This is a genomic window from Mycobacterium gallinarum (genome assembly GCF_010726765.1).
GTDB classification, from domain to species: Bacteria; Actinomycetota; Actinomycetes; order Mycobacteriales; family Mycobacteriaceae; genus Mycobacterium; species Mycobacterium gallinarum.
On sequence record NZ_AP022601.1, the window covers coordinates 1,462,951 to 1,486,452 of the forward strand.

Below are 23,502 nucleotides of genomic sequence, written 5' to 3' on the forward strand. Positions count from 1 at the left end.
AACGATGTTCGAATTCATCGTTTTCGGCGCCTTGATGGTCGTGCTCATCGGCGCGCTCGGACTGCTGCCGTACTCGCAGAGCACGTACGACCGCTGGAACCGCCGCTAACTCTGGCCCGGTCGGTAGGTGCCGAAGCACCAGACGTTGCCGTGCGGGTCGCGCGCGGCGAATTCGCGTGAGCCGTAGTCCTGGTCGGTCAGCCCCATGACGATATCGGCGCCGCCGGCAACCGCCCGGTCGTGCAGCCCGTCAGGGTCGTCCACCACGACGTAGAGCACGACTGGGCCCGGCAGCGCGAACGGGCTGTCGGTGCGGGCCGCGTCGTCGATCATGACCAGGCCGTTGCCGACCTTCAGCTCCGCGTGCTTGAGCGGCTCGTCAGGTTCGGGGGGAACCACGAGGGTTGCGACGGCGCCGAATGTCCGCTCGAGCCAAGCGATCCCGGCGCGCGGGTCGCTGAAGGGAACAATCGGCACGGCTCCGTTGGTGGTCAGGGTTTCAGTCATGACATCGACGCTAGGCCGACACCGTCGCCTCGTCTTGGACGAAATTTACGGTCTGCGCCCGCAACTCGGTGGGGGTGATGTCGGCCAATTCACGTACCTCGCGGGCCAGGTGGGCCTGATCGAAGAAACCGCAGTCGAGTGCGACACCGGCCCAATCGACCGCCGGCTCGGAGGCCACGAGGGCCGCGAGCCGCTCGAATCGCACGATCCTCGCGACGAGCTTCGGCGGCAGCCCGACGGCGTCGCGGTAGCGCGCGATCAGCCGCCGGTGACTCCAGCCCAACTCCGCTGCCAGGCCTGAGATCGTCGCGGCACCGTAGCTCTCGGTGATGCGGCGCAGCGACCACGCCACTCCGGCGTCGACTGGTTCGGTGTCGGCAAGCCGCGCCCGGATCACGGCATCGACCAGACTGAAGCGGGCAGCCCAGTTGGGTGCGTCGCCGACCCGCTGCACGAGTTCGGATCCGAATCGGCCGAAGACGTCGTCTATGGGCACAGTTCGGTTGGCCAGCTCGCTCATCGGCATCCCGACCAGCCGGCGGGCGCCCAGTGGCGTCAGATCGACCTGCAGGCAGCGCGCGGAGCCGCCGTGGCCGACCATGACCGGCCCGTCGGTGATTCCCGCGACAAACGAGTTGAGCCGCAGCGGACCGGTCCGTACGTGCTCGCGGTGGGCGACGGTCCATCCCGCATCGAGGTCGATGATGATCGGCACGAACGTGCACGGCAGTTCGCGAACCGTCACCGGACCGGAGCCTCGCTCCGCGTAACCCTCATAGCGCAACACGACGCCGCGCAGCGACGGGTGAGGTGTTCCGGACGCGAACATCGCGCTCACTCGATCCACGCTAGTCCTCACCCGCAGCAGCGGTGGGGTAGTAATGACGGGTGACTCCGCCGACCCAATCGCCGACGGTTTTGCTGTTGTCGACGTCCGACACCGACCTCATCACCGCCCGCGCCACCGGTGCTGGCTATCGGTGGGCCAATCCGTCCCGGCTGGTCGACGGCGAGCTCGACGAACTCGTCGGTGGCGCCGACATCGTCGTGGTCCGCATTCTCGGCGGCTACCGGGCCTGGGAGGACGGCATCGACGCGCTGGAGGCCAGCGGTGTGCCGACGATCGTCGTCAGCGGTGAGCAGTCCCCGGACGCCGAGCTGATGGGCCATTCCACGACGCCGGCCGGTGTCGCGCTGCAGTCCCACGTCTACCTCGCCAACGGCGGTGTCGACAACCTGCGGCAACTGCACGCGTTCCTCTGCGACACGTTGTTGATGACCGGGTACGGCTTCGCACCGCCGGTCACCACACCGAACTGGGGCGTCCTCGCGCATCCGTCCGAAGGTGCCGAGGGGCCCATTGTCGCGGTGCTGTACTACCGCGCCCAGCATCTCGCCGGAAACACCGGCTATGTCGAGGCGCTGTGCCGTGCGATCGACGAAGCAGGCGGACGGCCACTGCCGGTGTTCTGCGCGTCATTGCGCACCGCCGACACCGAGCTGCTGGAGCTGCTCGGCACCGCCGACGCGTTGGTAACCACTGTGCTGGCCGCCGGCGGGTCGACCCCGGCCAGCGTCTCGGCCGGTGGTAACGACGACACCTGGAATGTCGCGCATCTGGCCGCGCTCGACGTCCCGATCCTGCAGGGGCTGTGTCTTACCAGTTCACGCTCGCAATGGCGGGACAACGACGACGGTTTGTCGCCACTCGACGTCGCGACCCAGGTCGCGGTCCCGGAGTTCGACGGCCGCATCATCACGGTCCCGTTCTCGTTCAAGGAGATTGACGACGAGGGCCTCATCTCCTATGTCGCCGACCCGGAACGCTGTGCCCGGGTCGCGGGGCTTGCGGTCCGCCACGCACAGCTGCGCGGAATCGCAGCCCCCCGGAAAAAGGTAGCGCTGGTGTTCTCGGCGTATCCCACCAAACACGCCCGCATCGGCAACGCCGTCGGCCTCGACACGCCGGCCAGCGCGATCGCGTTATTGCGCGCGATGCGCGACCACGGTTACCGGATCGACGACATTCCCGGCTTGGACGCGGGGGATGGGGACGCGTTGATCCATGCGTTGATCGAGCGCGGCGGTCAGGATGCCGACTGGCTGACCGACGGTCAGCTCGCCGGCAATCCGATCCGCTTGCCCGCCAAGGAGTATCGGGAGTGGTTTGCCACCCTGCCTGCCGAACTCACCGACGCGATGGTCGAACACTGGGGCCCGCCGCCCGGCGAGTTGTTCGTCGACCGCAGTCGCGATCCCGACGGCGAGATCGTGATCGCCGCGATACAGGCGGGCAACGTGGTGCTGATGGTCCAGCCCCCACGCGGTTTCGGGGAGAACCCGGTCGCGATCTACCACGATCCTGATCTGCCGCCCAGTCACCACTATCTGGCCGCCTACCGCTGGCTCGACGTCATGTTCGGCGCGGACGCCGTCGTGCACCTCGGCAAGCACGGCAACCTCGAATGGCTGCCGGGTAAGACCCTGGGCATGTCGTCGTCCTGCGGCACCGACGCCGCGCTCGGCGATCTGCCGCTGATCTACCCCTTCCTGGTCAACGATCCGGGGGAGGGCACGCAGGCCAAACGCCGCGCCCACGCCACGCTCGTGGATCACCTGATTCCGCCGATGGCCAGGGCCGAAACGTACGGCGACATCGCGCGCCTGGAACAACTGCTCGACGAGCATGCCAACATCGCGGCGCTCGACCCCGGCAAGCTGCCCGCCATCCGGCAGCAGATCTGGACGCTCATGCGGGCCGCCAAGATGGATCACGACCTCGGGCTCGACGACCGGCCCGACGAGGACTCGTTCGACGACATGCTGCTGCATGTCGACGGCTGGCTGTGCGAGATCAAGGACGTCCAGATCCGCGACGGACTGCACATCCTGGGCGAAAAGCCCACGGGTGAGGCGGAAATCGATCTGGTGCTCGCGATCCTGCGCGCCCGCCAGCTGTTCGGCGGCGAACAAAGCGTGCCCGGACTTCGACAGGCCCTCGGCCTGGCCGAGGACGGCCACGACGAACGCGCCGCGGTCGACACCGCCGAGGCCCAGGCCCGCGGACTCGTTGTGGCACTTGCGGACTCGGGATGGGATCCCGCCGTCGTCGACACGCTCTCCGACAACGCCGACGTCGCGGCGATTCTGCGGTTCGCGGCGACTGAGGTGGTACCGCGACTGGCGGGCACCGAAGCGGAGATCCCGCAGATCCTGCGTGCGCTCGACGGTCGCTTCGTCCCGGCAGGGCCGTCGGGTTCACCACTGCGCGGCCTGGTCAACGTGCTGCCGACCGGCCGCAACTTCTACTCCGTCGATCCCAAGGCGGTGCCGTCGCGGCTGGCGTGGGAAACCGGTGTGGCGATGGCGGATTCGCTGCTGGCGCGCTATCGGGAGGACCACGGCGACTGGCCGCGCTCGGTCGGGTTGTCGGTGTGGGGCACGTCGGCCATGCGCACCTCGGGCGACGACATCGCCGAAGTGCTGGCGCTGCTGGGGGTCCGGCCGGTATGGGACGACGCGTCGCGGCGTGTGGTGAACCTGGAACCGATCGGGCTGGATGAACTCGGCCGTCCGCGCATCGATGTCACCGTGCGTATCTCGGGCTTCTTCCGCGACGCCTTCCCGCATGTCGTCACGATGCTCGACGACGCGGTGCAACTCGTTGCGGGTCTCGACGAGGCGGCCGAGGACAACTACGTCCGCGCCCACTCGCAGGCAGATCTGGCTGAGCATGGCGACCGGAGGCGTTCCACGACACGAATATTCGGCTCCAAGCCGGGGACCTATGGCGCCGGTCTGCTGCAACTGATCGACAGCCGCAACTGGCGCGACGACGCGGACCTAGCGGAGGTCTACACCGCGTGGGGCGGTTTCGCCTACGGCCGCGGTTTGGACGGCAGGCCGGCGACCGACGACATGAACCAGAACTACCGTCGCATCGCGGTCGCAGCCAAGAACACCGACACCCGCGAGCACGACATCGCCGACTCCGACGACTACTTCCAGTACCACGGTGGCATGGTCGCGACGGTGCGCGCGTTGACCGGAAAGGCGCCCGCCGCCTACATCGGCGACAACACCCGGCCCGACGCAGTCCGCACCCGCACCCTTTCGGAGGAGACCGCCCGCGTGTTCCGCGCCCGCGTCGTCAACCCGCGGTGGATCAACGCGATGCGGCGACACGGGTACAAAGGCGCCTTCGAGATGGCTGCGACCGTCGACTATCTGTTCGGCTACGACGCGACCGCCGGTGTGATGGCCGACTGGATGTATGAGCGGCTGTCAGCCGAGTATGTCCTCGACGACGACAACCGCAAGTTCATGGCGGAGTCGAATCCGTGGGCCCTACACGGCATGGCCGAAAGGCTGCTGGAGGCGGCGGGCCGCGCCATGTGGGCACAGCCCGACCAGGCGACGCTCGACGGACTGCGGCAGGTGCTGTTGGAGACCGAAGGCGACCTCGAGGGCTGACCGCTACGTTTGGGGAATGCCAACGACCTTTGCCGACATTGCCAAATCGGAATACATCCTGCTGACCACGTTCACCAAGGACGGCCGACCCAAGCCCACCGCGGTCTGGGCGCCCCCGGACGGCGACCGTCTCCTCGTCATCACGCAGGAGAAGTCGTGGAAGGTCAAGCGCATTCGGAACACCCCGCGCGTGACGATCGCGGAATGCGACCGCAGCGGCAATCCGAAGAGTGAAGCGGTCGAGGCGGTGGCGACGATCCTGGACAAATCGGCGAACGCCACCACATACGACTTGATCGGAAAGCGCTACGGTCTGCTGGGCAAGACGTTCAACGTCTTCTCGAAGCTGCGCGGTGGCATGAAGAACAACGTGACCATCGAACTGAAAGCCCCGTAGCCGACGCACCGTTTCAGCGGCGCCGCCGGTGGGTATCCTTGTGCATCGTTTGGGCATCGAAAGAACGGAACCCATGGCAGACACCTTTGAAGACATCGCCCGGTCGAAGTACATGCTGCTGACCACCTACACCAAGGACGGCCGGCCGAAGCCGACGACCGTATGGGGCGTGTACAACGACGGCAAACTGCTTATCTCGACCGACGACGGCTCGTGGAAGACCAAGCGCATCAACAACACGCCGCGGGTCACCATTCAGCGGGCCTACGCAATCGGCAACAAGCCGAAGGGCGAACCGGTCGAGGCGGTGGCGCGGAATCTGCCCAAGTCCGAGAATCGACGCGTCTTCGACATGGTCACCAAAAAGTACTGGTGGCACGCGTGGTGGTGGATTCCGCAGGCGATCGTCCGCGGGGGCATCGACAAGGTGCACAGCGCCATCGAGGTGAGGCCCGCCTAGGGCTGGAACCCGGAGCGGCATCCCATACGTTGTCCAATGCATGGCGATGCGGCTGCTTGTTCTGTACTGGGTCATCGAGCTGGCGGTGATCGTCGCGCTGGTGTCGACAATCGGCTTCGGCTGGACGATGTTGCTGCTGCTCGGCACCTTCGTGGTTGGCATTGCACTGGCCGGATCCCAGGTGAAACGGCATTTCCGCCGGCTGCGCTCCGGGATCGACCCGGCATCGATGCACGGGGCGGCGGCGGACAGCGTGCTGGTCGCGCTGGGCACCGTGCTCGTCGTCATCCCGGGTTTGGCCAGCTCCGTCATCGGCGCCCTGCTCCTGCTGCCGCCGACGCGGGCGGCCGCCCGTCCCATGGTGTCGGCCATGGCCGCGCGTCGCATGCCGCTGATCACCGTTCAGAGTGCTGCCCGTTACAGGGCGCCGCGCGGTGACTACATTGACGGCGAGGTCATCGATGTCACCGACATCGAGCCTGCTGCCGTGGAGCGCAAACCCGACTAAGTGACGACCCTCCTCCTGAACGGCCGGGTGCACAGCCCGGCGATGCCCGACGCGTCCGCATTGGCGGTGCGCGACGGTGTCGTGGCGTGGCTGGGCAGTGACGACGTAGGCCGCGCGCAGTATCCCGACGCGCAGATCGTCGACCTGGAAGGCGCCTTCGTCGCACCGGCGTTCGTCGACAGCCACGTCCACCTCACCGCGACCGGACTGACCCTGATCGGGCTGGACCTTCGGCGCGCGACCTCGCTGGGGCACTGCCTGCAACTGCTCGGTGACTACGCCCGCGCCCACCCGGAAGGTGCGGTGTGGGGACATGGCTGGGATGAATCCCGCTGGCCCGAGCGAACCCCGCCGAGCACCGCCGATATCGACGAAGCGGTCGGCGACAGGCCGGCATACCTGGCCCGGGTAGACGTCCACTCCGCCGCCGCCTCGACCGCACTGCGCCGACTCGCACCCGGTCTCGCCGGCGCGCACGGTTTTTCCAAGGAACAGCCGCTGACCGCCGACGCACACCATGTGGTCCGCGCGGCCGCACGCGACGGGCTGACCGCCGAGCAGCGACGGGACGCGCAGCTGGCCGCCCTGGATGCTGCCGCCGCACTCGGCATCGTCGCGGTGCACGAATGCGCGGGCCCGGAGATCGGTGGCCTCGATGACTGGAACGAGGTGCGTGGCATCGAGCACGGTGTCGAGGTCATCGGCTACTGGGGTGAAGCGGTGAGCAGCGCTGCCGAAGCGCGAGATCTGATCGCGCGCACCGGTGCCCGGGGACTGGCCGGCGACCTGTTCGTCGACGGTGCACTCGGCTCACGCACCGCGTGGCTGCGCAGCCCCTATCTCGACGCGCCAGACTGCTGCGGCAACGCGTATCTCGATACCGACGCGATCGCAGCACACCTGCGCGCCTGCACGGAAGCGCGGATCACCGCGGGGTTCCACGTGATCGGCGACGCGGCCGTCGGCGCCGTGATCGATGCGTTCGAGCGCGTCGTAGAACTATTCGGCGCACCCGCGGTCGCCGCGTGCGGACACCGCCTAGAACACCTCGAGATGGTGACCGAGGATCAGGCGCACCGGCTCGGCGTGTGGGGCGTGGTCGCCAGCATGCAGCCCAATTTCGACGCGCTGTGGGGGGGAGAACACGGCATGTACGCCCAGCGCCTCGGGGCCGAGCGGTCAAGATCGTTGAATCCGTTTGCGCTGCTAGCATCCCAAGGCGTGCCACTCGCTTTCGGCTCCGACAGCCCCGTCACCAGCATGAATCCGTGGGCGACCATACGTGCGGCAACACAGCATCAGACCCGGGGTAGCGCACTGTCCGCGCGCGCTGCGTTTGCCGCGGCCACCCGTGGCGCATGGCGCGCCGCCGGCGTTCGGGACGGCGCGACCGGCACCCTGGCACCCGGCGCCCCGGCAAGCTACGCCGTCTGGGACGCCGACGAGCTCGAGGTCAGCGCGCCCAGCCAATCGGGGTCTCGCGCGGTGCAGCGCTGGTCGACCGATGCCCGCTCGCGCGTACCCGCGCTACCTCGACTCGACGACGTAATGCCGCGCTGTCGCCAAACCGTGCACCGAGGTGTCGTCATCCATGGCTGACGACGTGCGTCCCGCCGCCCTCGACGACGCCGACGATGCAAACGACGTAGCCGACGAACCGGTCGAGCGTCGTTCGCGGGCAAAGCGGTTCGGTCACGGTGTGATCGAACGCCTGCCCCAGCTGAGCGTCGCGATCGTCGCCGGTCTGGCGCTGTGCCTGAGCTTCCCGCCGTTCGGCTGGTGGTATATGGCTTTCCTGGCGTTCGCGTTGCTGGCATGGGTGCTGACCCGCGAAACAACCACTGTCGCAGGCGGATTCGGCTACGGATTTCTTTTCGGGTTGACCTTCTACCTGCCGTTGCTGCCGTGGGTCAGCGGGTTCGTCGGTCCGGTTCCTTGGCTGGCGCTGTGCATGCTCGAGGCACTTTTCCCCGCTCTGTTCGGCGCGCTGGCGGTCGCTGTCCGGCGGCTGCCGGGGTGGCCACTGTGGTTCGCGGGGCTGTGGGCCGCGCAGGAGTGGCTCAAGTCGACCGTGCCCTTCGGCGGATTCCCGTGGGGCGTCGTGGCCTACAGCCAGACCGATGGACCGCTGATATCACTGGTACAGGCGGGCGGCGCACCGTTGCTGTCGTTCGCCGTCGTGCTGATCGGATTCAGCTTGGCCGCAATCACTCTGGAGATCGTGACGTGGTGGCGGTCAGGCAGTACCAGAACCGCGAGGCCGCCTGCGGTGGTGATCCCCGGGGCATGCGTCACCGTCGTCCTGTTGCTGACCGCGCTCACCTGGCCGCAAGTCCGGCACTCGGGCATGGGCGCGGACGACGAACAGCCGGTCACGGTCGCCGCGGTTCAGGGGAACGTGCCCAGACTCGGCCTGGAATTCAACGCCCAGCGGCGCGCGGTCCTGGACAACCACGTCCGAGAAACGGAGCGGCTGGCCGACGATGTGCGCGCGGGCCGGGCGCAACAGCCGATGTTCGTCATCTGGCCGGAGAACTCCTCAGACATCGACCCGCTGGCCAATCCGGACGCGAACGCGGAGATCTCGGCGGCTGCGGACGCCATCGACGCACCGATCCTGGTCGGAAGTGTGGTGGCGGCGCCGGGCTACACCCGGGACAACCCGGTCTCGAACAATTCGGTCATCGTATGGAACCCCGAGACCGGTCCGGACGAACGTCACGACAAACAAATCGTCCAGCCGTTCGGCGAATACCTGCCGTGGCGCAGCTTCTTCCGCCTGTTGTCGCCATACGCCGACCGCGCCGGCTATTTCATCCCCGGCAGCGGCACCGGTGTGGTGCACGCCGCGGGCGTACCCATTGGGGTCGCCACGTGCTGGGAGGTGATCTTCGACCGCGCCACCCGCGAGTCGGTGCGCAATGGGGCGCAGATCCTGGCCGTCCCCACCAACAACGCCACGTTCGACGAGGCGATGAGCCGACAGCAGCTCGCCTTCGCGCGGTTGCGCGCCGTCGAACATGACCGCTACGTCGTGGTCGCCGGAACGACCGGTATCAGCGCGGTCATCGCGCCAGACGGACGTGAGCTTGCCCGCACCGAGTTCTTCGAACCCGCCTACCTGGACACTCAGGTGCGGCTGAAGTCCCAGCTCACAGCCGCGACGCGATGGGCGCCGCTGGTCGAGGGCGTGCTGGTCGCCATCGGCGTTGGGGCTCTGCTCGCCGCGATACTGCACAATGGGAGTTTCGTTCGTCGGCTACGAACGACGAAAGACAGAGGAGCTAAATGACGACGGGCCCGGGCCCCGGGGATCGCCCAAGTCAGCGCACGCTGGTCATCATCCCCACCTACAACGAGCGGGAAAACCTGCCGTTGATAGTCGGACGCGTACAGGACGCATGTCCCGACGTGCACATCCTGGTCGTCGATGACGGCAGCCCAGATGGCACCGGCGAGCTGGCCAACGAGTTTGCGCTCGCCGATCCAGACCGAGTGCATGTGATGAACCGTGCCGGCAAGGGTGGCCTCGGAGCGGCGTATCTGGCGGGTTTCGAGTGGGGCCTGGGGCGCGGTTACAGCGTCCTGGTCGAGATGGATGCCGACGGCAGCCATCCGCCCGAACAGCTGCACCGTCTGCTCGACCGCATCGACAACGGCGCCGATCTGGTGATCGGCTCGCGATACGTCAAGGGTGGGCAAGTCCGCAACTGGCCGCGAAAGCGACTGGTGCTGTCCCGGACCGCCAACGGCTACTCGCGAATCCTGCTCGGTGTCGACATCCACGACATCACTGCCGGGTACCGCGCGTACCGGCGCGAGGTGCTGGAGAAGATCGACCTGTCAACGGTCGACTCGAAGGGCTATTGCTTCCAGATCGACCTGACGTGGCGAACCATCAACAACGGGTTCGTCGTCGTCGAGGTGCCGATCACGTTCACCGAGCGTGAGTTCGGCCAATCGAAGATGAGCGGATCCAACATCCGCGAGGCGCTGTTCAAGGTCGCGGAGTGGGGTTTCCGCGGGCGCCTCGATCGCGCCCGCGGCCGTGGCGTGACGCGCTAGCCAGCCCGAAATCAGCCCCGGCGGCGAGCCTTGATGATGTCGAGGCGCTCCTTGAGCAGTTCCTCGAGTTCGTCGACCGAGCGGCGCTCCAGGAGCATGTCCCAGTGGGTGCGCGGCGGCTTGGTCTTCTTGGGCTCCGGCGCGTCACCCTCGATGAGCGTGCCTTCCATACCATTGCGGCACAGCCAGGTGTGGGGGATCTCGGCGTCGTCGGCGAACGGGACGTCGAACTCCTCGCCGTTGTCGGTGCGGTAGCGAGCCACCTGACGCGGCGCAAGATCGTGGTTACGGTCGGTCTCGTAGCTCACGGCACCGAGACGACTACCCCTCAAGACGCGATCAGCCATGGTCAACACTCCTCAGTCAATGCAGTTCTCCGGAGAATCAACGCAGCGGCACGACACGCAGTTCCCGACTCGGCCTTTGATGATACCGGGATTCCTGCGTCGGCCGGTTTACAGTCGGCTCCGTGGTTCCCGGGACATTGAAAAACCGCCGACGTTCTCAACCGTGTCGCTGGTGCGGGCGCGAAGTCGCTGACGCTGGGCTGGGCCGACGCAGGCAGTACTGCAGGCAGTCGTGTCGTCAGCGGGCCTACGAACAGCGATCCGTTGTCAGGGGCACCTCACTTGCACCCGACGCGGTGGTGTTGACCGCCGACGAGGCCGCGGAGCTCGCCGACCGCGTCTACCAGGTCAGATGTGCCGCCGAGGATGTATCGACCGCCGTCGACGAGGGCGCGGACGGCATCGAGTTGCGGCAACTGTGCGACGCGCTGATGCGTGCGGCCAGGGCGGCCGACGGCTGGCGTTAGTTTCGAACCTTCTCGGGGGGCTGCTCGTCGTTACGATGACCTGCAAACCTCCCGATGGGACCCGCCGTGACCTTGTCAACACCTGAGTCTTCATCCCCTGTGCCCACCTCGACGGGCGTGTGGAGGTTCGGACAATTCGTGCTGGACACCCAGCGCTATGAATTGCGATCCGGCGCAGAGTTGATCCGCGTCGAGCCCCAGGTGTTCGATGTGCTGACTCAATTGGTGAGCAACGCGCACCGATTCGTATCGAAAGGGGAACTGTTCGATTCGGTGTGGGGCGGTCGCTTCGTCACCGAAGCCGCGTTGACGAGCCGTATCAAGGCCGCCCGCCGCGCACTGGGCGACGACGGTGAGTCGCAGCGCTTCATCCGGACCGTCCGCGGCCGCGGCTATCAGTTCGTCGGCACCCTCACCGCCGACGAACCGCCGGCACCTGCGCCGCAGGAGATCGCGGTACCCGATGAGCCGCCGCCGCCACGACAGCACATCGCGTTCTGCAAGGCCGCCGACGGAGTGCGGCTTGCCTACGCGGTGGCGGGGGAGGGACCGCCGCTCGTGCGGGCCGCGAACTGGATGACCCACCTCGGATACGACATCGAAAGCCCGGTCTGGAAGCACTGGGTGCGCGACCTGTCGAACAACCGCCAATTCATTCGCTACGACGAGCGCGGGTGCGGGTTATCCGATTGGGATGCAACAGAATTCACATTCGATGACTGGGTGACCGACTTGGAGTCCGTCGTGGAGGCGCTTGGTCTGCAGCGGTTTCCGCTTCTCGGCGTCTCACAGGGCGGCGCAGTAGCGGTGGCCTACGCGGCCCGTCATCCCGAGAAAGTCAGCCGCCTGGTGCTGTGCAGCGCTTACGCGGGTGGCCGAGCAGTTCGCGCGTCCGGCGAGGACGAAAAACGTGCCGCGGCGCTCGATCTCGAACTCGCCCGAGTCGGTTGGGGTCGTGACGATCCCGCGTTCCGGCAGGTCTTCGCCGCGCAGTTCATTCCCGACGGCACCCGCGCCGACTGGGCTGCCTTCGATCAACTGCAGCGGCGCACCACGTCGCCCGAGAACGCGGTGCGGTTCCTCGAGGAGTTCGGGCGCATCGATGTCCGCGACCTGGCGCGCGAGGTCTCCTGCCCGACGCTGATCATGCACTCGCGTGACGATCATCGGGTTCCGTTGCGGTACGGCGAGGAACTGGCGTCGCTGATTCCGAATTCCCGCCTCGTCGCGCTGTCCAGTAACAACCATCTGCTGACCGCAACCGAGTCGGCGTGGCAGGTGTTCCGGGCCGAGATCGACGAATTTCTGGCTGTCTGATCAGCTGCCGTACAGATCTCCACGCAATCTCCATGCATTCTTCATGTAAGGCCGGTCGCGGAGATCCATGCTGGTCACATGAAGAAACTCACTCGCACCCTGCTCGTGGGTATCAGCGCATTCGTCGCGCTCGGCACCCTCTCCGCCTGCTCGGGCGGATCATCCAATCAGGCGACCTCCTCATCGGAGGCGCCGACTACCACCACCGCCAGCGCCGAAGCCGCGCCTACCGCGTTCCCGCAGTCGGGACGCTACATCGCCGATATGACGGCGCCCGACGGCAAGACGATGACAATCGGTATCTCCGTCGAGGGCGACGAGATTGCGGCCTACGCCTGCAACGGAACCGACGACGAGGCATGGTTCTTCGGAAACCAGACCGACGGCACGATCGACGTGAAGTCGAGGTTCCGCGACACCCTCAACGCGGAGTACGACGGCACCAACGTCGAAGGCGATCTGAACATGAACGGTGTGGCATATCAGTTCACAGCGAAGCCGGTGACCGGCGAGGCGGGCATGTACACCGCTGAGCTGGACGGTGTCCGCGCGTCCTGGGTCGTTCGCGAGGACGGCTCGGCGATCGGTGTGCAGTTCGGCACCAGCAGCGTCGGTGACATCACACAAGCGGAGATTCAGCAGCTCAACGACGCGCAGTTCCGCTCCGAGGTGCGCAACAAGCGGCAACTGCAGCAGGCCCAGCAGATCACGCGTCTGTCCAACGGCAAGATGAGCTCCAAGATCAACGGCCAAGACGTGACGCCGACCCTGGTCAACGGGAGTTTCCGGCTCGGCTGACATCTCAAAGTCGTTGTCAGTCAACGGCCCTGCCGGTGTGCCAACTCACATCGGCAGGGCCGATGTCTTTGCATCAGGCAGAATCAAAACCTACTGACCCCAAGGTGGCGTGCGTAGCGTCGACGTACCGTGACCAGTCCTGCCAAGCTCGCGGCGCCGATAGCGCCCGTCCCCGCCGCGAATGCCAGATGGCAGCTGCGCAAATTGGGCTTGATCCGGCTGGCCTCCCCGGTCGTGATCATCGCGTTGTGGCAGCTGGGCAGCGCGCTGGGGCTCATACCCCAGGACGTGCTGCCCGCACCCTCGTTGATTGCCGAGGCCGGCATCGAGGTGCTGCAGAACGGACAGCTGACCGATGCACTGCGGGTTTCCGGTATCCGAGTAGTCGAAGGACTCCTGCTCGGCGGAATTCTGGGCGTTGCGTTGGGAACCGCCGTCGGACTGTCCCGCTGGTTCGAGGCGACGGTGGACCCACCGATGCAGATGGTCCGGGCATTGCCACACCTCGGCCTGATACCGCTGTTCATTCTCTGGTTCGGTATCGGCGAGCTTCCCAAGGTGTTGTTGGTGGCGCTCGGGGTGAGTTTTCCCTTGTATTTGAACACCTTCTCGGCGATCCGCCAGGTGGATCCGAAGCTTTTCGAAACGGCTCAGGTGCTCGGCTTCTCGTTCTGGCAACGGTTCCGCACCATCATCGTGCCCAGCGCCGCACCCCAGGTGCTGGTCGGTTTGCGGCAGTCACTGGCCATCGCATGGTTGACGCTGATCGTGGCTGAACAGATCAACGCCGACAAGGGAATCGGCTTTCTGATCAACAACGCTCGCGACTTTCTGAGGATCGACATCATCATCTTCGGACTGATCGTCTACGCACTGCTGGGCATCGGCACCGACGCCATCGTCCGGGCACTGGAACGACGAGCATTGAGGTACCGCACATGACAATGACGGCATCACGAACAACCCACATCGCAGGCGAACTGCGCGACGTGAACAAGTGGTACGGCGATCACCATGTCCTGACCGATATTTCGGTGCGCGTTGACAGCGGCGAGATCGTCGCGCTGATCGGACGGAGCGGCTCCGGCAAGTCGACGGTGCTTCGCGTCCTGGCCGGCCTGTCGACCGATCACACCGGTCATCGCGCCGTGGTCGGAGCGCCTGCACTGGCCTTCCAGGAACCCCGCCTGTTTCCGTGGCGCGACGTGCGCACCAACGTGGCGTACGGTCTCACCCGTAGCAGGCTGCCGCGGGCGCAGGTACTGGCCAGCGCCGATCGGGCGTTGGCCGACGTCGGGCTGAGCGACTGGGCCGACGCGTGGCCCCTGACACTGTCCGGCGGTCAGGCGCAACGCGTTTCGCTGGCGCGGGCACTGGTGGCCGAACCCGAACTGCTGCTGCTCGACGAGCCCTTCGGTGCACTCGACGCGTTGACCCGGTTGAGCATGCGGGCGCTACTGCTCGATTTGTGGCGCGAGCACCGGTTCGGTGTGCTTCTCGTGACGCACGACGTGGACGAGGCGGTCGCGCTCGCCGATCGGGTGGTGGTCCTCGAGGAGGGCGAAGTCATCCACACCCTCGAGATCGACGATCCACGGCAATCGACGAATTCCGAGCACTACCGTGCAGAGCTGCTCGATCAGCTCGGTGTGCGCGACTGATACGAAAAGGGGTCTCTATGCGGAAGCTCGCCGTTGTCACTGCACTACTCGCGGTGCTCCTCGCGGGATGTGTCTCCCGCCAGGACAGCTCCGGCCCCTCCGAAGCGCCTGAAACGGTTGCGCTTTCGGAACTGTCGGACCTGACGCTCAACGTCGGCGATCAGAAGGGCGGCACCGAATCACTGCTGCGTGCCGCAGGGGCGCTGGACAATTTGCCGTACAAGATCGCGTTCTCCACGTTCACGTCTGGCCCACCTCAGATCGAGGCGGCCACAGCGGGCAAGATCGACTTCGCGATCACCGGTAACACGCCGCCGATCTTCGGTGCGGCATCGAACGCGAAGGTGAAGGTCGTATCCGCCTACGACGGCAGCGGCAGGGGAGACAAGCTACTCGTCCACGCCGATTCGCCGATCCGCGCGGTATCCGACCTGCGCGGCAGGAAGATCGCCGTGGGCAAGGGCAGCTCGGCTCACGGCAACGTGTTGGCTCAGCTGCAGCGTGCCGGTCTTTCGCCGTCCGATGTCGAGCTGGTGTTTCTGCAGCCCGCCGACGCTCTTGGCGCGTTCAGGCAAAAGCAGGTCGATGCGTGGGCGATCTGGGATCCCTACACGGCGCAGGCCGAGGCCGACATCCCGGTACGCAGCATCGCCGAAGCTGCCGGCGTCACGAACGGCGCCGGTTTCGGGATCGCATCCGATGCCGCACTCGCCGATCCGAAACGCAACACCGCGCTGAGCGACTTGCTCGTGCGGTACGCCAAGGCAACGCGATGGGCGCAGGACAACCCCGATGAATGGGCGGCGAGTTATGCGGCCGCGGTCGGCTTGGATCCGGCGGTCGCGGCAGCTGCACAGGGCCGAAGCCTACGACTACCAACCGATCTCTCTTCCCAGCTCGTCGCGTCCGAACAAGAATTGGCCGATCTGTTCGCTGAATCCAACCAGATCTCCGACAAACCGGAGTTCAAGAACTGGGTGGATACCCGATACAGCGAATCGCTTGCGCCGCTTTACCTCGACCGAAATTAGGAACGATATGACCGCCCAGCCAACCGGCACGGCCCCAGCCGAATCGCCGTCTCCGACGGCCCCAGCCGAATCGCCGTCTCCGACGGCCCCAGCCGAATCGCCGTCTCCGACGGCCCCAGCCGAATCGCCGTCTCCGACGGCGAAGTTCTTCTGGTTCCTGCCCACCAACGGCGACAGCAGATCCATCGTCGGCGCATCGCACGCGTCGTCGCACCACACCGTGCCCGCCACCTACCGGGCACCATCACGCAGGTATCTCGCGGAGGTGGCCCGCGCCGCGGATCGCCTCGGGTTCGAAGGTGTGCTGACCCCGACCGGAACCTGGTGCGAGGACGCGTGGTTGACGGCGTCGGCCCTGCTCGCCGAAACCGAACGGCTGAAGTTCCTGGTCGCATTCCGGCCTGGGCTGGTTCCCCCGACGCTGGCAGCGCAGCAGGCCGCGACCCTTCAGAGGTTTTCCGAGGGACGGGTGCTGCTCAACATCGTCAGCGGCGGCGACGACGTCGAGCAGCGCCGCTTCGGCGACTGGCTGGGCCACGACGAACGCTATGCACGCACGGGGGAGTTCCTGCACATTGTCAACACGTTGTGGCGTCAGGACTCACTCGATTTCGAGGGCAGGCACTACACGATCAAGGACGCGCGGGTATCGGCAGCACCGGATCCGTTGCCGCAGATTTACTTTGGCGGATCGTCGGCCGCGGCACTGCCGATCGCCGCCGAGTACGTCGACGTGTACCTCACGTGGGGTGAGCCGCCACAGGCTGCGGCGGCCAAGATCGAGCAGGTGCGCAAGCTCGCCGAGGCGCGAGGACGCAAGGTGCGCTTCGGCATCCGCTTGCACACCATCAGCCGCGACACCGCTGCGGCGGCGTGGGGGGTTGCTGACGAGCTGCTCGCCGAACTGAGTCCTGAGCAGATCGCCAAACAGACTGAGCTGCATGCCAAGTCGGAATCCGAAGGTCAACGCCGGATGACCGCTCTGCATGGTGGCCGGGTGGACAACCTGGAGATCTACCCCAACCTGTGGGCCGGTGTCGGCCTGGTTCGCGGCGGGGCGGGCACGGCGCTGGTCGGCAGCCATGAAGAGGTCGCGAACCTGATTTACGAGTACCACTCGGTCGGGTTCGATGAGTTCATCCTGTCCGGCTATCCGCATCTCGAGGAGGCCTACTGGTTCGCCGAGGGCGTGCTTCCGCTGTTGAAACACAAGGGAGTCGCGTAAGGGTCGCCGACTGGAGCCCAGCTTTTGCCTCCGCGTCGGTAGTTAGGTAAACCTGACTCGTGGACGAGTGGTTCGAGCGCAGCCCATTCGTCGGCTTCGCACCGTGGATTGTCTATTGGGTCGTCGCCGACGGCCCGAGCACGTGGATGTTCGGGGCGATCTGCGCGGTGATCTCGGCGCTGTTCCTGGGCATCTCCGCAGGGCGGGGAGGGGCGCGCATGCTCGATGTGGTGACGGTGGTGTTCTTCGTCGGGGTCACCGTCGCCGGCATGGCCGTCGGCGCCGAGGACCGCGACTGGATGGACACCTACGCGACCACGTTGTCCGGCGGAGTTCTCGCGTTGATGGCCCTTGCATCACTGGCGTTCGTCCCTTTCACCCAGCAGTACGCACCGCCGTCAGCGCCGCGACATGACTGGGAGAAAGCGGCGTTCCGCAGGACCAACCAGGTGCTGACGCTGATGTGGGCTCTCGTGTTCGCGCTCATCGCGGTCCTGGGATACGTCGCCGTCGCGGCACCGGCCACGGTCAGCTGGACCAAGGCCGTCATCCCGGTGGTCGTGATCGTCGGTGCCATCGGCATGACCCAGATCTATCCAGACCGGGCGCGGGCCAGAGCCGAACCACTCACCTGAAACTTCGCGCTACTATCTGCGTATGAATGCAGATAAGCAGGTCTGCGGACGACGGCTTGCCGATGACCAGGCCGACCTCGTCGTCGAGGTGTTCAGGATGCTGGCCGATGCCACTCGTGTTCAGCTGCTGTGGGCGTTGGCCGATCGTGAGATGTCGGTCAACGACCTCGCGTCGAGGGTCGCCAAACCGGCGCCGTCGGTGTCTCAGCACCTGGCCAAACTCCGGATGGCGCATTTGGTGCGCACTCGCCGCGAGGGCACCCAGGTGTTCTACCGGCTCGAAAACGATCACGTCCGGCAACTCGTCACCGATGCGGTGCACAACGCGGAGCACGCTACGGGCGGGGTCCCCGCACACCACCTGGACGAGGGCAAGCTGCGCGTCCTGCACGAGAAAGGTGCGGGGTAGTGGGGGTCGGACATTCCCACGACCACACCGATCGCGTCGACGATGCGCTGCGTGACAGCGCCGCGGGCATCCGCGCGGTCAAGATCAGTCTGGTGCTCCTCGGCACCACCGCGGCGGCGCAGCTGATCGTCGTCGCGGTATCGGGTTCAGTCGCCCTGTTCGCCGACACCGTTCACAACTTCTCCGATGCGCTGACCGCCGTGCCGTTGTGGATCGCGTTCGCGATGAGCCGACGCCCGGCGACGCGCCGGTACACCTACGGATTCGGACGCGTGGAGGATCTGGCGGGCCTGTTCGTGGTGACGGCCATCGCCGTGTCCGCGCTCGTTGCCGCCGTCCAAGCCGTTCGTCGGCTCGTGGACCCGGTGCCGCTGAACCATCTGAGCTGGGTGGTCGCCGCGGGGATCATTGGGTTCATCGGCAACGAGGTCGTGGCGGTGTATCGCATCAGAGTGGGCCGCCGGATCGGATCGGCGGCGATGCGTGCGGACGGAATGCACGCCCGCGCAGACGGTTTGACCTCACTGGCGGTCGTGGCCGGCGCGGTGGGCGTGTGGCTGGGCTTTCCCCTTGCGGACCCGATCGTCGGTTTGGTCATCGCCGGCGCGATCGGGGTCGTGCTGGTCATCGCGACCCGGGATGTATTCGGCCGGTTGTTGGACCGCATCGATCCTGAATATCTGGACACCGCGCGCACCGTGCTGTCGCGGCAGCCGGGCGTGCGGGGAGTGCGGCGCGTCAGGATGCGGTGGATCGGGCATCGACTGGAAGCCGACACCGAGCTCGACGTCGACCCGTCACTGAGCCTGGCCGACGCGCACGCAGTTGCCCATGCCGCGGAACATGAACTGGCACATGCCATTCCGAAGCTCGGCTCGGTGGTCGTACACGCCTATCCGGCTCACGAGCCGGTCAGCAGCTGAACCTCTCGCCGATCTGCGGGGGAGCAGTGGCTGGCTGCAGGCAACCGAACGGTTCGATACCGGCGTCGCTGAACCGGACCGCCGTGTCGTGCGCGCGGTTGGCGCAGTACAGACCGACGGTGTCGACGCGGCACTGGTAGTCGCCAAATCCCAGAGCCCGACCGTAGGGCAGTTCGGGCCCTGTTCCCGCGGTGAACCTGCCCGGATCGCCGCGCACCGACCCGACCTCGACACTCTGCCCGTCGAAGTCGACCCAGCCGCCCTTCCACTCGCCGTATGCGTCCTCCGGCCGCGGCGGTGGGTTGACGAGGTCGACCAGACACGCCAAGGCGCCACCGGCATATTTCGAGTCGGTCATGCAGTTGGTCTTGCCCGATGGTGTGACGAACGCGACGTCCGCGCCGAGATCGGTGGTCACCCCGTCGCGCACCGCGGTGTGGTACTCGGCGGCGTCGGCCGTGTCACCCGCCTCGATCCAGGCGACGACCTCGGCCACCGGCGCGCCGGGGTCCGGCGGTGTGGTGGGTACCGTGCTCGTCGTGGTGGTGGGCGACGACTGCCTGCTGGTGTTGGGCGGTATCGGGGTGATTCGTTCGGCCCCGCCGTCTGTCGAGGATGAGCACCCCGCCACCAGTATCAAGATCGCGATCAGCCCAGCGAGTCGCATACCGGCCAGGCTAGCGGGCCGACTCGCCGATACCGTCCAGGCGCGGCGGCGGGCGGCATTCGCTAACGTCGGGTGATGCACGAACACACGGTCCGCGCGACCATCGCCTCCGGCGTTGTCGAGGGGTTCACCCGCGACGGCGTTAATCGCTGGCGTGCGATCCCGTACGCCAGCCCGCCGGTCGGTCGGTTGCGCCTGCGCGCGCCGCAACCCGTCCAGGCCTGGCCGGGCGTGCGGTACTGCCACGGGATCGGCTACTGCGCACCACAGCAGCGCATGTACACCCTTCTCGCGCCGGGTAAGTACCAGCCGATGAGCGAGGACTGTCTGACGCTCAACGTGGTGGCGCCGAAGACGCTGCCGGATGATCCGTTGCCCGTCATGGTGTTCATCCACGGCGGCGGTTATTTCATGGGCAGCTCGGCGACGCCGATCTACGACGGTGCGGCGTTGGCACGCCAGGGTTGTATCTACGTATCGGTCAACTACCGGCTGGGCCCGCTGGGATGTCTTGACCTGTCGACGCTGTCCAACGGCAGCCACACCTTCGACGACAACCTCTACCTGCGCGACCTCGTGATGGCGCTGCAGTGGGTGCGCGAGAACATCGCGGTCTTCGGCGGCGACCCGGAGAAGGTCACGATCTTCGGCGAGAGTGCCGGTGCCCACGCAGTGGCCACGCTCCTGGCCGTCCCCGCCGCTAAAGGCCTTTTCGCCCAGGCGATTTCCGAAAGTCCGGCCGCCGGAATGGTGCGCACTCCGGACATCGCGGCGGACTACGCGGCCAAGTTCGCCGAGCTGGTCGACCCGAACGAGCCCGACGGCGCGGCAGCCGTGATGTCGGCCCGGCCGACGGAGCTCGTGGCCGCATTCGAACGGCTCATCGTCGCGGGCCAGCGCGAGATGCTCGGCGCGTTCGCGGCCGGCCCCACCAGCGGCAGCGAGTACCTACCGCTGGACCCGGTCGAGGCGATGCGCGAAGGGCACGCCCACCGCGTGCCGCTCATCGTCGGCACCAACGCCGACGAGGCCCGGCTGTTCGGGCGGTTTCTCAAGCTGTTGCCGATGACGGAGCCCATGATCGAGCGACTGCTCTCCGGAACTGAACCCGCTGAACGTGAACGCATTACATCCGCCTACCCCGGATATCCGGACTCGGCGGCGTGCATCCAGTTCGGCGGGGATTTCGCGTTCGGGTCGGCGGCGTGGCAGATCGCGGAGGCGCACAGCAGACACGCGCCGACCTACCTGTATCGCTACGACTATGCGCCCCGGACGTTGCGATGGTCGGGTCTTGGCGCCACGCATGCGACAGAGTTGCTCGCGGTGTTCGATGTGTACCGAACGACTTTCGGGAAGCTGCTCACCGCCGCTGCGGATCGCAAGACGGCACTGCGCGTCAGCGACGACATACAGAAGCGCTGGCGCGCGTTCGCCCAGACCGGGGTACCCGGTACCGAATGGCCTACCTACGCGGAGCCGGATCGGGCGGTGCGGGTTTTCGACAGCCGGCCGCGCGTCGAATTCGATCCACATGCCGATCGTCGCCAGGCGTGGGAGGGCTTCACGCTGGCGGGCCGCTGAATCCGTAGCAGTGGCTGAAATCGCTGCGCATCCAACCGAGAATGTGGTTGCGTGAATCCCGTGGCTCATCCCCTGGATCCGCTCAGCGGCGACGAATTCACGGCGGTCGCGTCGATCTTGCAACGCGAGCACGGTGTCGGCGCCGGAGCCGAAGGGTCGGCGACGTCCGGCCCGGGCTGGCGGTACGCGTCCATCGAATTGATCGAACCCAGCAAGGCCGCCCTGCGCGAGTTCGACAACGGGGGAGCGTCCCCGCCCCGCCGCGCGCGGGTGACCTGTTTCGAACGAGCGGCCAACGCGACCTACAAGAGCACGGTGTCGCTGACCGACGACCGGGTGGAGTCGTTCGAACACATTCCCGGGGTGCAGGCCAACTTCACTGTCGACGAATTCGCCGAGTGCGACCGGCTGCTGCGCACGCACCCCGACGTCGCGGCCGCATTGAAGAAGCGCGGTATCACCGACATGGACCTCGTCTTCTTCGATACCTGGACCTACGGCAATGCGGTCGCGCCCCCGGAGTACCGCGACCGGCGGATCGGCTGGTCGGACACCTGGCTGAGAGATTCGGCAGGCGGCAGCCCCTATGCGAATCTCGTCAGCGGGCTGCATTGCGTCATCGACCTCAACGCGATGGAACTGCTCCGCGTGGAGGACACCGGTGGGGTCGAGAAGCCCGACGTGATGGGCGAATACGTGCCGAGCATGATTCCTGAGGCGGTGCGTTCGGCGTCGCGCAGGGAGCCGCTCAAGCCACTGCACATCGAGCAACCCGAGGGCCCGTCGTTCACCCTTGACGGCAACCTGCTGCAGTGGCAGAACTGGTCGCTTCGTGTCGGCTTCAATCACCGAGAGGGGATGACGCTACACACCGTCCGTTACCGCGACGGCGACCGGGAACGCTCTGTGGCACACCGGATATCGCTTGCCGAGATGATCGTGCCCTACCGCGATTCGTCGGTGGACCACTACCGGCGGACCGCCTTCGACATAGGCGAGTGGGGCCTCGGGTTCATGACCACATCGCTCGAGCTGGGCTGCGACTGCCTCGGCGAGATCCGCTACCTGGACGCGGTGCTGCACAACAGCAGGGGCGAGCCATACACGATCACCAACGCCATCTGCATCCACGAAGAAGACAACGCGGTGCTGTGGAAGCACGTTGACCACAGCATCGGCGCCGAGGTGCGCCGGATGCGCAGGCTCACGGTGTCGTCGCATGTGACCGTCGCCAACTATGAATACCTGATCTACTGGCGGCTCTATCAGGACGGCAACATCGAGTGCGAGATCCGGGCCACCGGAATCATGGTCACCACGCCGGTGGCCCCCGGTCAGCAGCACCCCAACGGCACGCTGGTCGACGAGCGCACCTACGCGCCATATCACCAGCACTTCCTGGTCGCCCGGCTCGACATGGACATCGACGGCACCGACAACACCGTCGTCATGACGGAGTCTCACGCCGAACCGATGGGACCCGACAACCCCTACGGACTCTCACTCGTGACGCGCAGTATCCCGTTGCGCACCGAGAGCCAGGGCAAGCAGGACGTCAACTACGCGACCCAGCGCACGTGGAAGATCGTCAATCCCAACGTCGTCAACGGCATCGGCACGCATCCGTCATACAAGCTCGTACCCAGCGGGGCGATCCCACCGATGTTCGACCCCGACTCCCCGGTGATCGAGCGTGCCAGTGTCATCGGCCATACTCTGTGGGTGACCCCGAATCATCCCGACGAACGTTGGCCTGCTGGCGAATTCGTGAATCAGTCGTCGACGGACACCGGCCTGGCCAAATGGACGCTGGCCAACCGTTCGATCGACAACACCGACGTCGTGATGTGGTACGTGTTCGGTATCCATCACATCACCCGGCCGGAGGATTGGCCGGTGATGCCCGTCGACATCGTGTCCTTCTGGCTCAAGCCGTTCGGATTCTTCGACCGCAATCCATCCCTCGATGTCGTGGGGACCGCGCCCGACATGTGCCACACCTCGTCGACCAGTGCGCACCACTGACGT

22 protein-coding genes and 1 pseudogene are annotated in these 23,502 nt (G+C 66.3%); 19 read left to right on the plus strand and 4 right to left on the minus strand.

The features are described from left to right. Nucleotides 1-105: 105 nt before the first annotated feature. Together G6N42_RS07295 and G6N42_RS07300 are read right to left on the minus strand one after the other, a co-directional pair. Nucleotides 106-507 (minus strand): VOC family protein, encoded by a 402-nt coding sequence (locus tag G6N42_RS07295; RefSeq protein WP_163727921.1) that lies wholly within the window; start codon nucleotides 505-507, stop codon nucleotides 106-108. Between the two features lie 10 nt (nucleotides 508-517). Beyond that, on the minus strand, nucleotides 518-1,336 hold the full coding sequence (locus G6N42_RS07300; protein WP_232076499.1) for an AraC family transcriptional regulator: 819 nt from the start codon (nucleotides 1,334-1,336) through the stop codon (nucleotides 518-520). A 59-nt stretch (nucleotides 1,337-1,395) separates the two neighbouring features. Here G6N42_RS07300 and cobN point away from each other — a divergent pair, with 59 nt between their 5' ends. The 7 genes and pseudogenes from cobN to G6N42_RS07335 form a co-directional block, all read left to right on the plus strand. Continuing rightward, a complete protein-coding gene (gene cobN, locus G6N42_RS07305; RefSeq protein WP_163727927.1) occupies nucleotides 1,396-4,980 on the plus strand; it encodes a cobaltochelatase subunit CobN in 3,585 nt (1,194 codons plus the stop codon). Between the two features lie 16 nt (nucleotides 4,981-4,996). Beyond that, nucleotides 4,997-5,377: a PPOX class F420-dependent oxidoreductase gene (locus G6N42_RS07310; RefSeq protein ID WP_163727931.1), complete on the plus strand. Its 381-nt coding sequence runs from the start codon at nucleotides 4,997-4,999 to the stop codon at nucleotides 5,375-5,377. 73 nt (nucleotides 5,378-5,450) lie between these two features. Continuing rightward, the gene (locus G6N42_RS07315) at nucleotides 5,451-5,837 is read left to right on the plus strand and encodes a PPOX class F420-dependent oxidoreductase (RefSeq protein WP_163727934.1); all 387 of its coding nucleotides are present in this window, start codon (nucleotides 5,451-5,453) and stop codon (nucleotides 5,835-5,837) included. A 40-nt stretch (nucleotides 5,838-5,877) separates the two neighbouring features. Then, nucleotides 5,878-6,345, plus strand: a complete 468-nt coding sequence (locus G6N42_RS07320; RefSeq protein WP_163727936.1) for an FxsA family protein — start codon at nucleotides 5,878-5,880, stop codon at nucleotides 6,343-6,345. Beyond that, nucleotides 6,346-7,944 (plus strand): amidohydrolase, encoded by a 1,599-nt coding sequence (locus G6N42_RS07325; RefSeq protein WP_163727940.1) that lies wholly within the window; start codon nucleotides 6,346-6,348, stop codon nucleotides 7,942-7,944. Next, a complete protein-coding gene (gene lnt / locus G6N42_RS07330) occupies nucleotides 7,937-9,637 on the plus strand; it encodes an apolipoprotein N-acyltransferase (RefSeq protein ID WP_163727942.1) in 1,701 nt (566 codons plus the stop codon). The genes G6N42_RS07325 and lnt overlap by 8 nt, the downstream gene beginning before the upstream one ends. Beyond that, nucleotides 9,634-10,386: pseudogene (locus tag G6N42_RS07335) on the plus strand (polyprenol monophosphomannose synthase); the annotation flags it as partial. The gene lnt and the pseudogene G6N42_RS07335, both read left to right, overlap by 4 nt. A 35-nt stretch (nucleotides 10,387-10,421) precedes the next feature. Here G6N42_RS07335 and G6N42_RS07340 read toward each other — a convergent pair. Then, nucleotides 10,422-10,757 carry an RNA polymerase-binding protein RbpA gene (locus tag G6N42_RS07340; RefSeq protein ID WP_006245254.1) on the minus strand — a complete coding sequence of 112 codons (336 nt, stop codon included), beginning with the start codon at nucleotides 10,755-10,757 and terminating at the stop codon, nucleotides 10,422-10,424. A 137-nt stretch (nucleotides 10,758-10,894) separates the two neighbouring features. Here G6N42_RS07340 and G6N42_RS31045 point away from each other — a divergent pair, with 137 nt between their 5' ends. The 10 genes from G6N42_RS31045 to G6N42_RS07390 all read left to right on the plus strand — a co-directional run bounded on the left by G6N42_RS31045 (nucleotide 10,895) and on the right by G6N42_RS07390 (nucleotide 19,223). Next, nucleotides 10,895-11,224 carry a hypothetical protein gene (locus tag G6N42_RS31045; protein ID WP_163737106.1) on the plus strand — a complete coding sequence of 110 codons (330 nt, stop codon included), beginning with the start codon at nucleotides 10,895-10,897 and terminating at the stop codon, nucleotides 11,222-11,224. A gap of 54 nt (nucleotides 11,225-11,278) precedes the next feature. Continuing rightward, on the plus strand, nucleotides 11,279-12,541 hold the full coding sequence (locus tag G6N42_RS07350) for an alpha/beta hydrolase (RefSeq protein WP_163727947.1): 1,263 nt from the start codon (nucleotides 11,279-11,281) through the stop codon (nucleotides 12,539-12,541). Nucleotides 12,542-12,619: 78 nt separating this feature from the next. Next, the gene (locus G6N42_RS07355) at nucleotides 12,620-13,339 is read left to right on the plus strand and encodes a hypothetical protein (RefSeq protein ID WP_163727950.1); all 720 of its coding nucleotides are present in this window, start codon (nucleotides 12,620-12,622) and stop codon (nucleotides 13,337-13,339) included. A gap of 195 nt (nucleotides 13,340-13,534) precedes the next feature. Continuing rightward, nucleotides 13,535-14,281, plus strand: coding sequence for an ABC transporter permease (locus tag G6N42_RS07360; protein ID WP_434059610.1), 747 nt, complete (start codon nucleotides 13,535-13,537; stop codon nucleotides 14,279-14,281). Continuing rightward, on the plus strand, nucleotides 14,278-15,000 hold the full coding sequence (locus tag G6N42_RS07365; protein WP_163727953.1) for an ABC transporter ATP-binding protein: 723 nt from the start codon (nucleotides 14,278-14,280) through the stop codon (nucleotides 14,998-15,000). The genes G6N42_RS07360 and G6N42_RS07365 overlap by 4 nt, the downstream gene beginning before the upstream one ends. A gap of 17 nt (nucleotides 15,001-15,017) precedes the next feature. Beyond that, nucleotides 15,018-16,031 (plus strand): ABC transporter substrate-binding protein, encoded by a 1,014-nt coding sequence (locus G6N42_RS07370; RefSeq protein WP_163727956.1) that lies wholly within the window; start codon nucleotides 15,018-15,020, stop codon nucleotides 16,029-16,031. A gap of 7 nt (nucleotides 16,032-16,038) precedes the next feature. Then, nucleotides 16,039-17,256 (plus strand): LLM class flavin-dependent oxidoreductase, encoded by a 1,218-nt coding sequence (locus G6N42_RS07375; RefSeq protein WP_232076098.1) that lies wholly within the window; start codon nucleotides 16,039-16,041, stop codon nucleotides 17,254-17,256. A 59-nt stretch (nucleotides 17,257-17,315) separates the two neighbouring features. Further along, complete coding sequence (locus tag G6N42_RS07380; protein ID WP_163727958.1) at nucleotides 17,316-17,891, plus strand: hypothetical protein; 576 nt, start codon at nucleotides 17,316-17,318, stop codon at nucleotides 17,889-17,891. Nucleotides 17,892-17,913: 22 nt separating this feature from the next. Then, nucleotides 17,914-18,300 (plus strand): ArsR/SmtB family transcription factor, encoded by a 387-nt coding sequence (locus tag G6N42_RS07385; protein ID WP_163727961.1) that lies wholly within the window; start codon nucleotides 17,914-17,916, stop codon nucleotides 18,298-18,300. Continuing rightward, nucleotides 18,300-19,223 (plus strand): cation diffusion facilitator family transporter, encoded by a 924-nt coding sequence (locus G6N42_RS07390; RefSeq protein WP_163727965.1) that lies wholly within the window; start codon nucleotides 18,300-18,302, stop codon nucleotides 19,221-19,223. Before G6N42_RS07385 ends, G6N42_RS07390 begins: the two co-directional genes overlap by 1 nt. On the opposite strand, the gene G6N42_RS07395 is transcribed toward G6N42_RS07390, so the two are convergent. Continuing rightward, the gene (locus G6N42_RS07395) at nucleotides 19,213-19,890 is read right to left on the minus strand and encodes a hypothetical protein (RefSeq protein WP_163727970.1); all 678 of its coding nucleotides are present in this window, start codon (nucleotides 19,888-19,890) and stop codon (nucleotides 19,213-19,215) included. The genes G6N42_RS07390 and G6N42_RS07395 overlap by 11 nt on opposite strands. A gap of 75 nt (nucleotides 19,891-19,965) precedes the next feature. Between G6N42_RS07395 and G6N42_RS07400 the strand changes: the two genes are divergently transcribed. Together G6N42_RS07400 and G6N42_RS07405 are read left to right on the plus strand one after the other, a co-directional pair. After that, a complete protein-coding gene (locus G6N42_RS07400) occupies nucleotides 19,966-21,474 on the plus strand; it encodes a carboxylesterase/lipase family protein (RefSeq protein WP_163727973.1) in 1,509 nt (502 codons plus the stop codon). A 60-nt stretch (nucleotides 21,475-21,534) separates the two neighbouring features. After that, nucleotides 21,535-23,499: a primary-amine oxidase gene (locus G6N42_RS07405; RefSeq protein ID WP_163737115.1), complete on the plus strand. Its 1,965-nt coding sequence runs from the start codon at nucleotides 21,535-21,537 to the stop codon at nucleotides 23,497-23,499. Nucleotides 23,500-23,502: the final 3 nt, after the last annotated feature.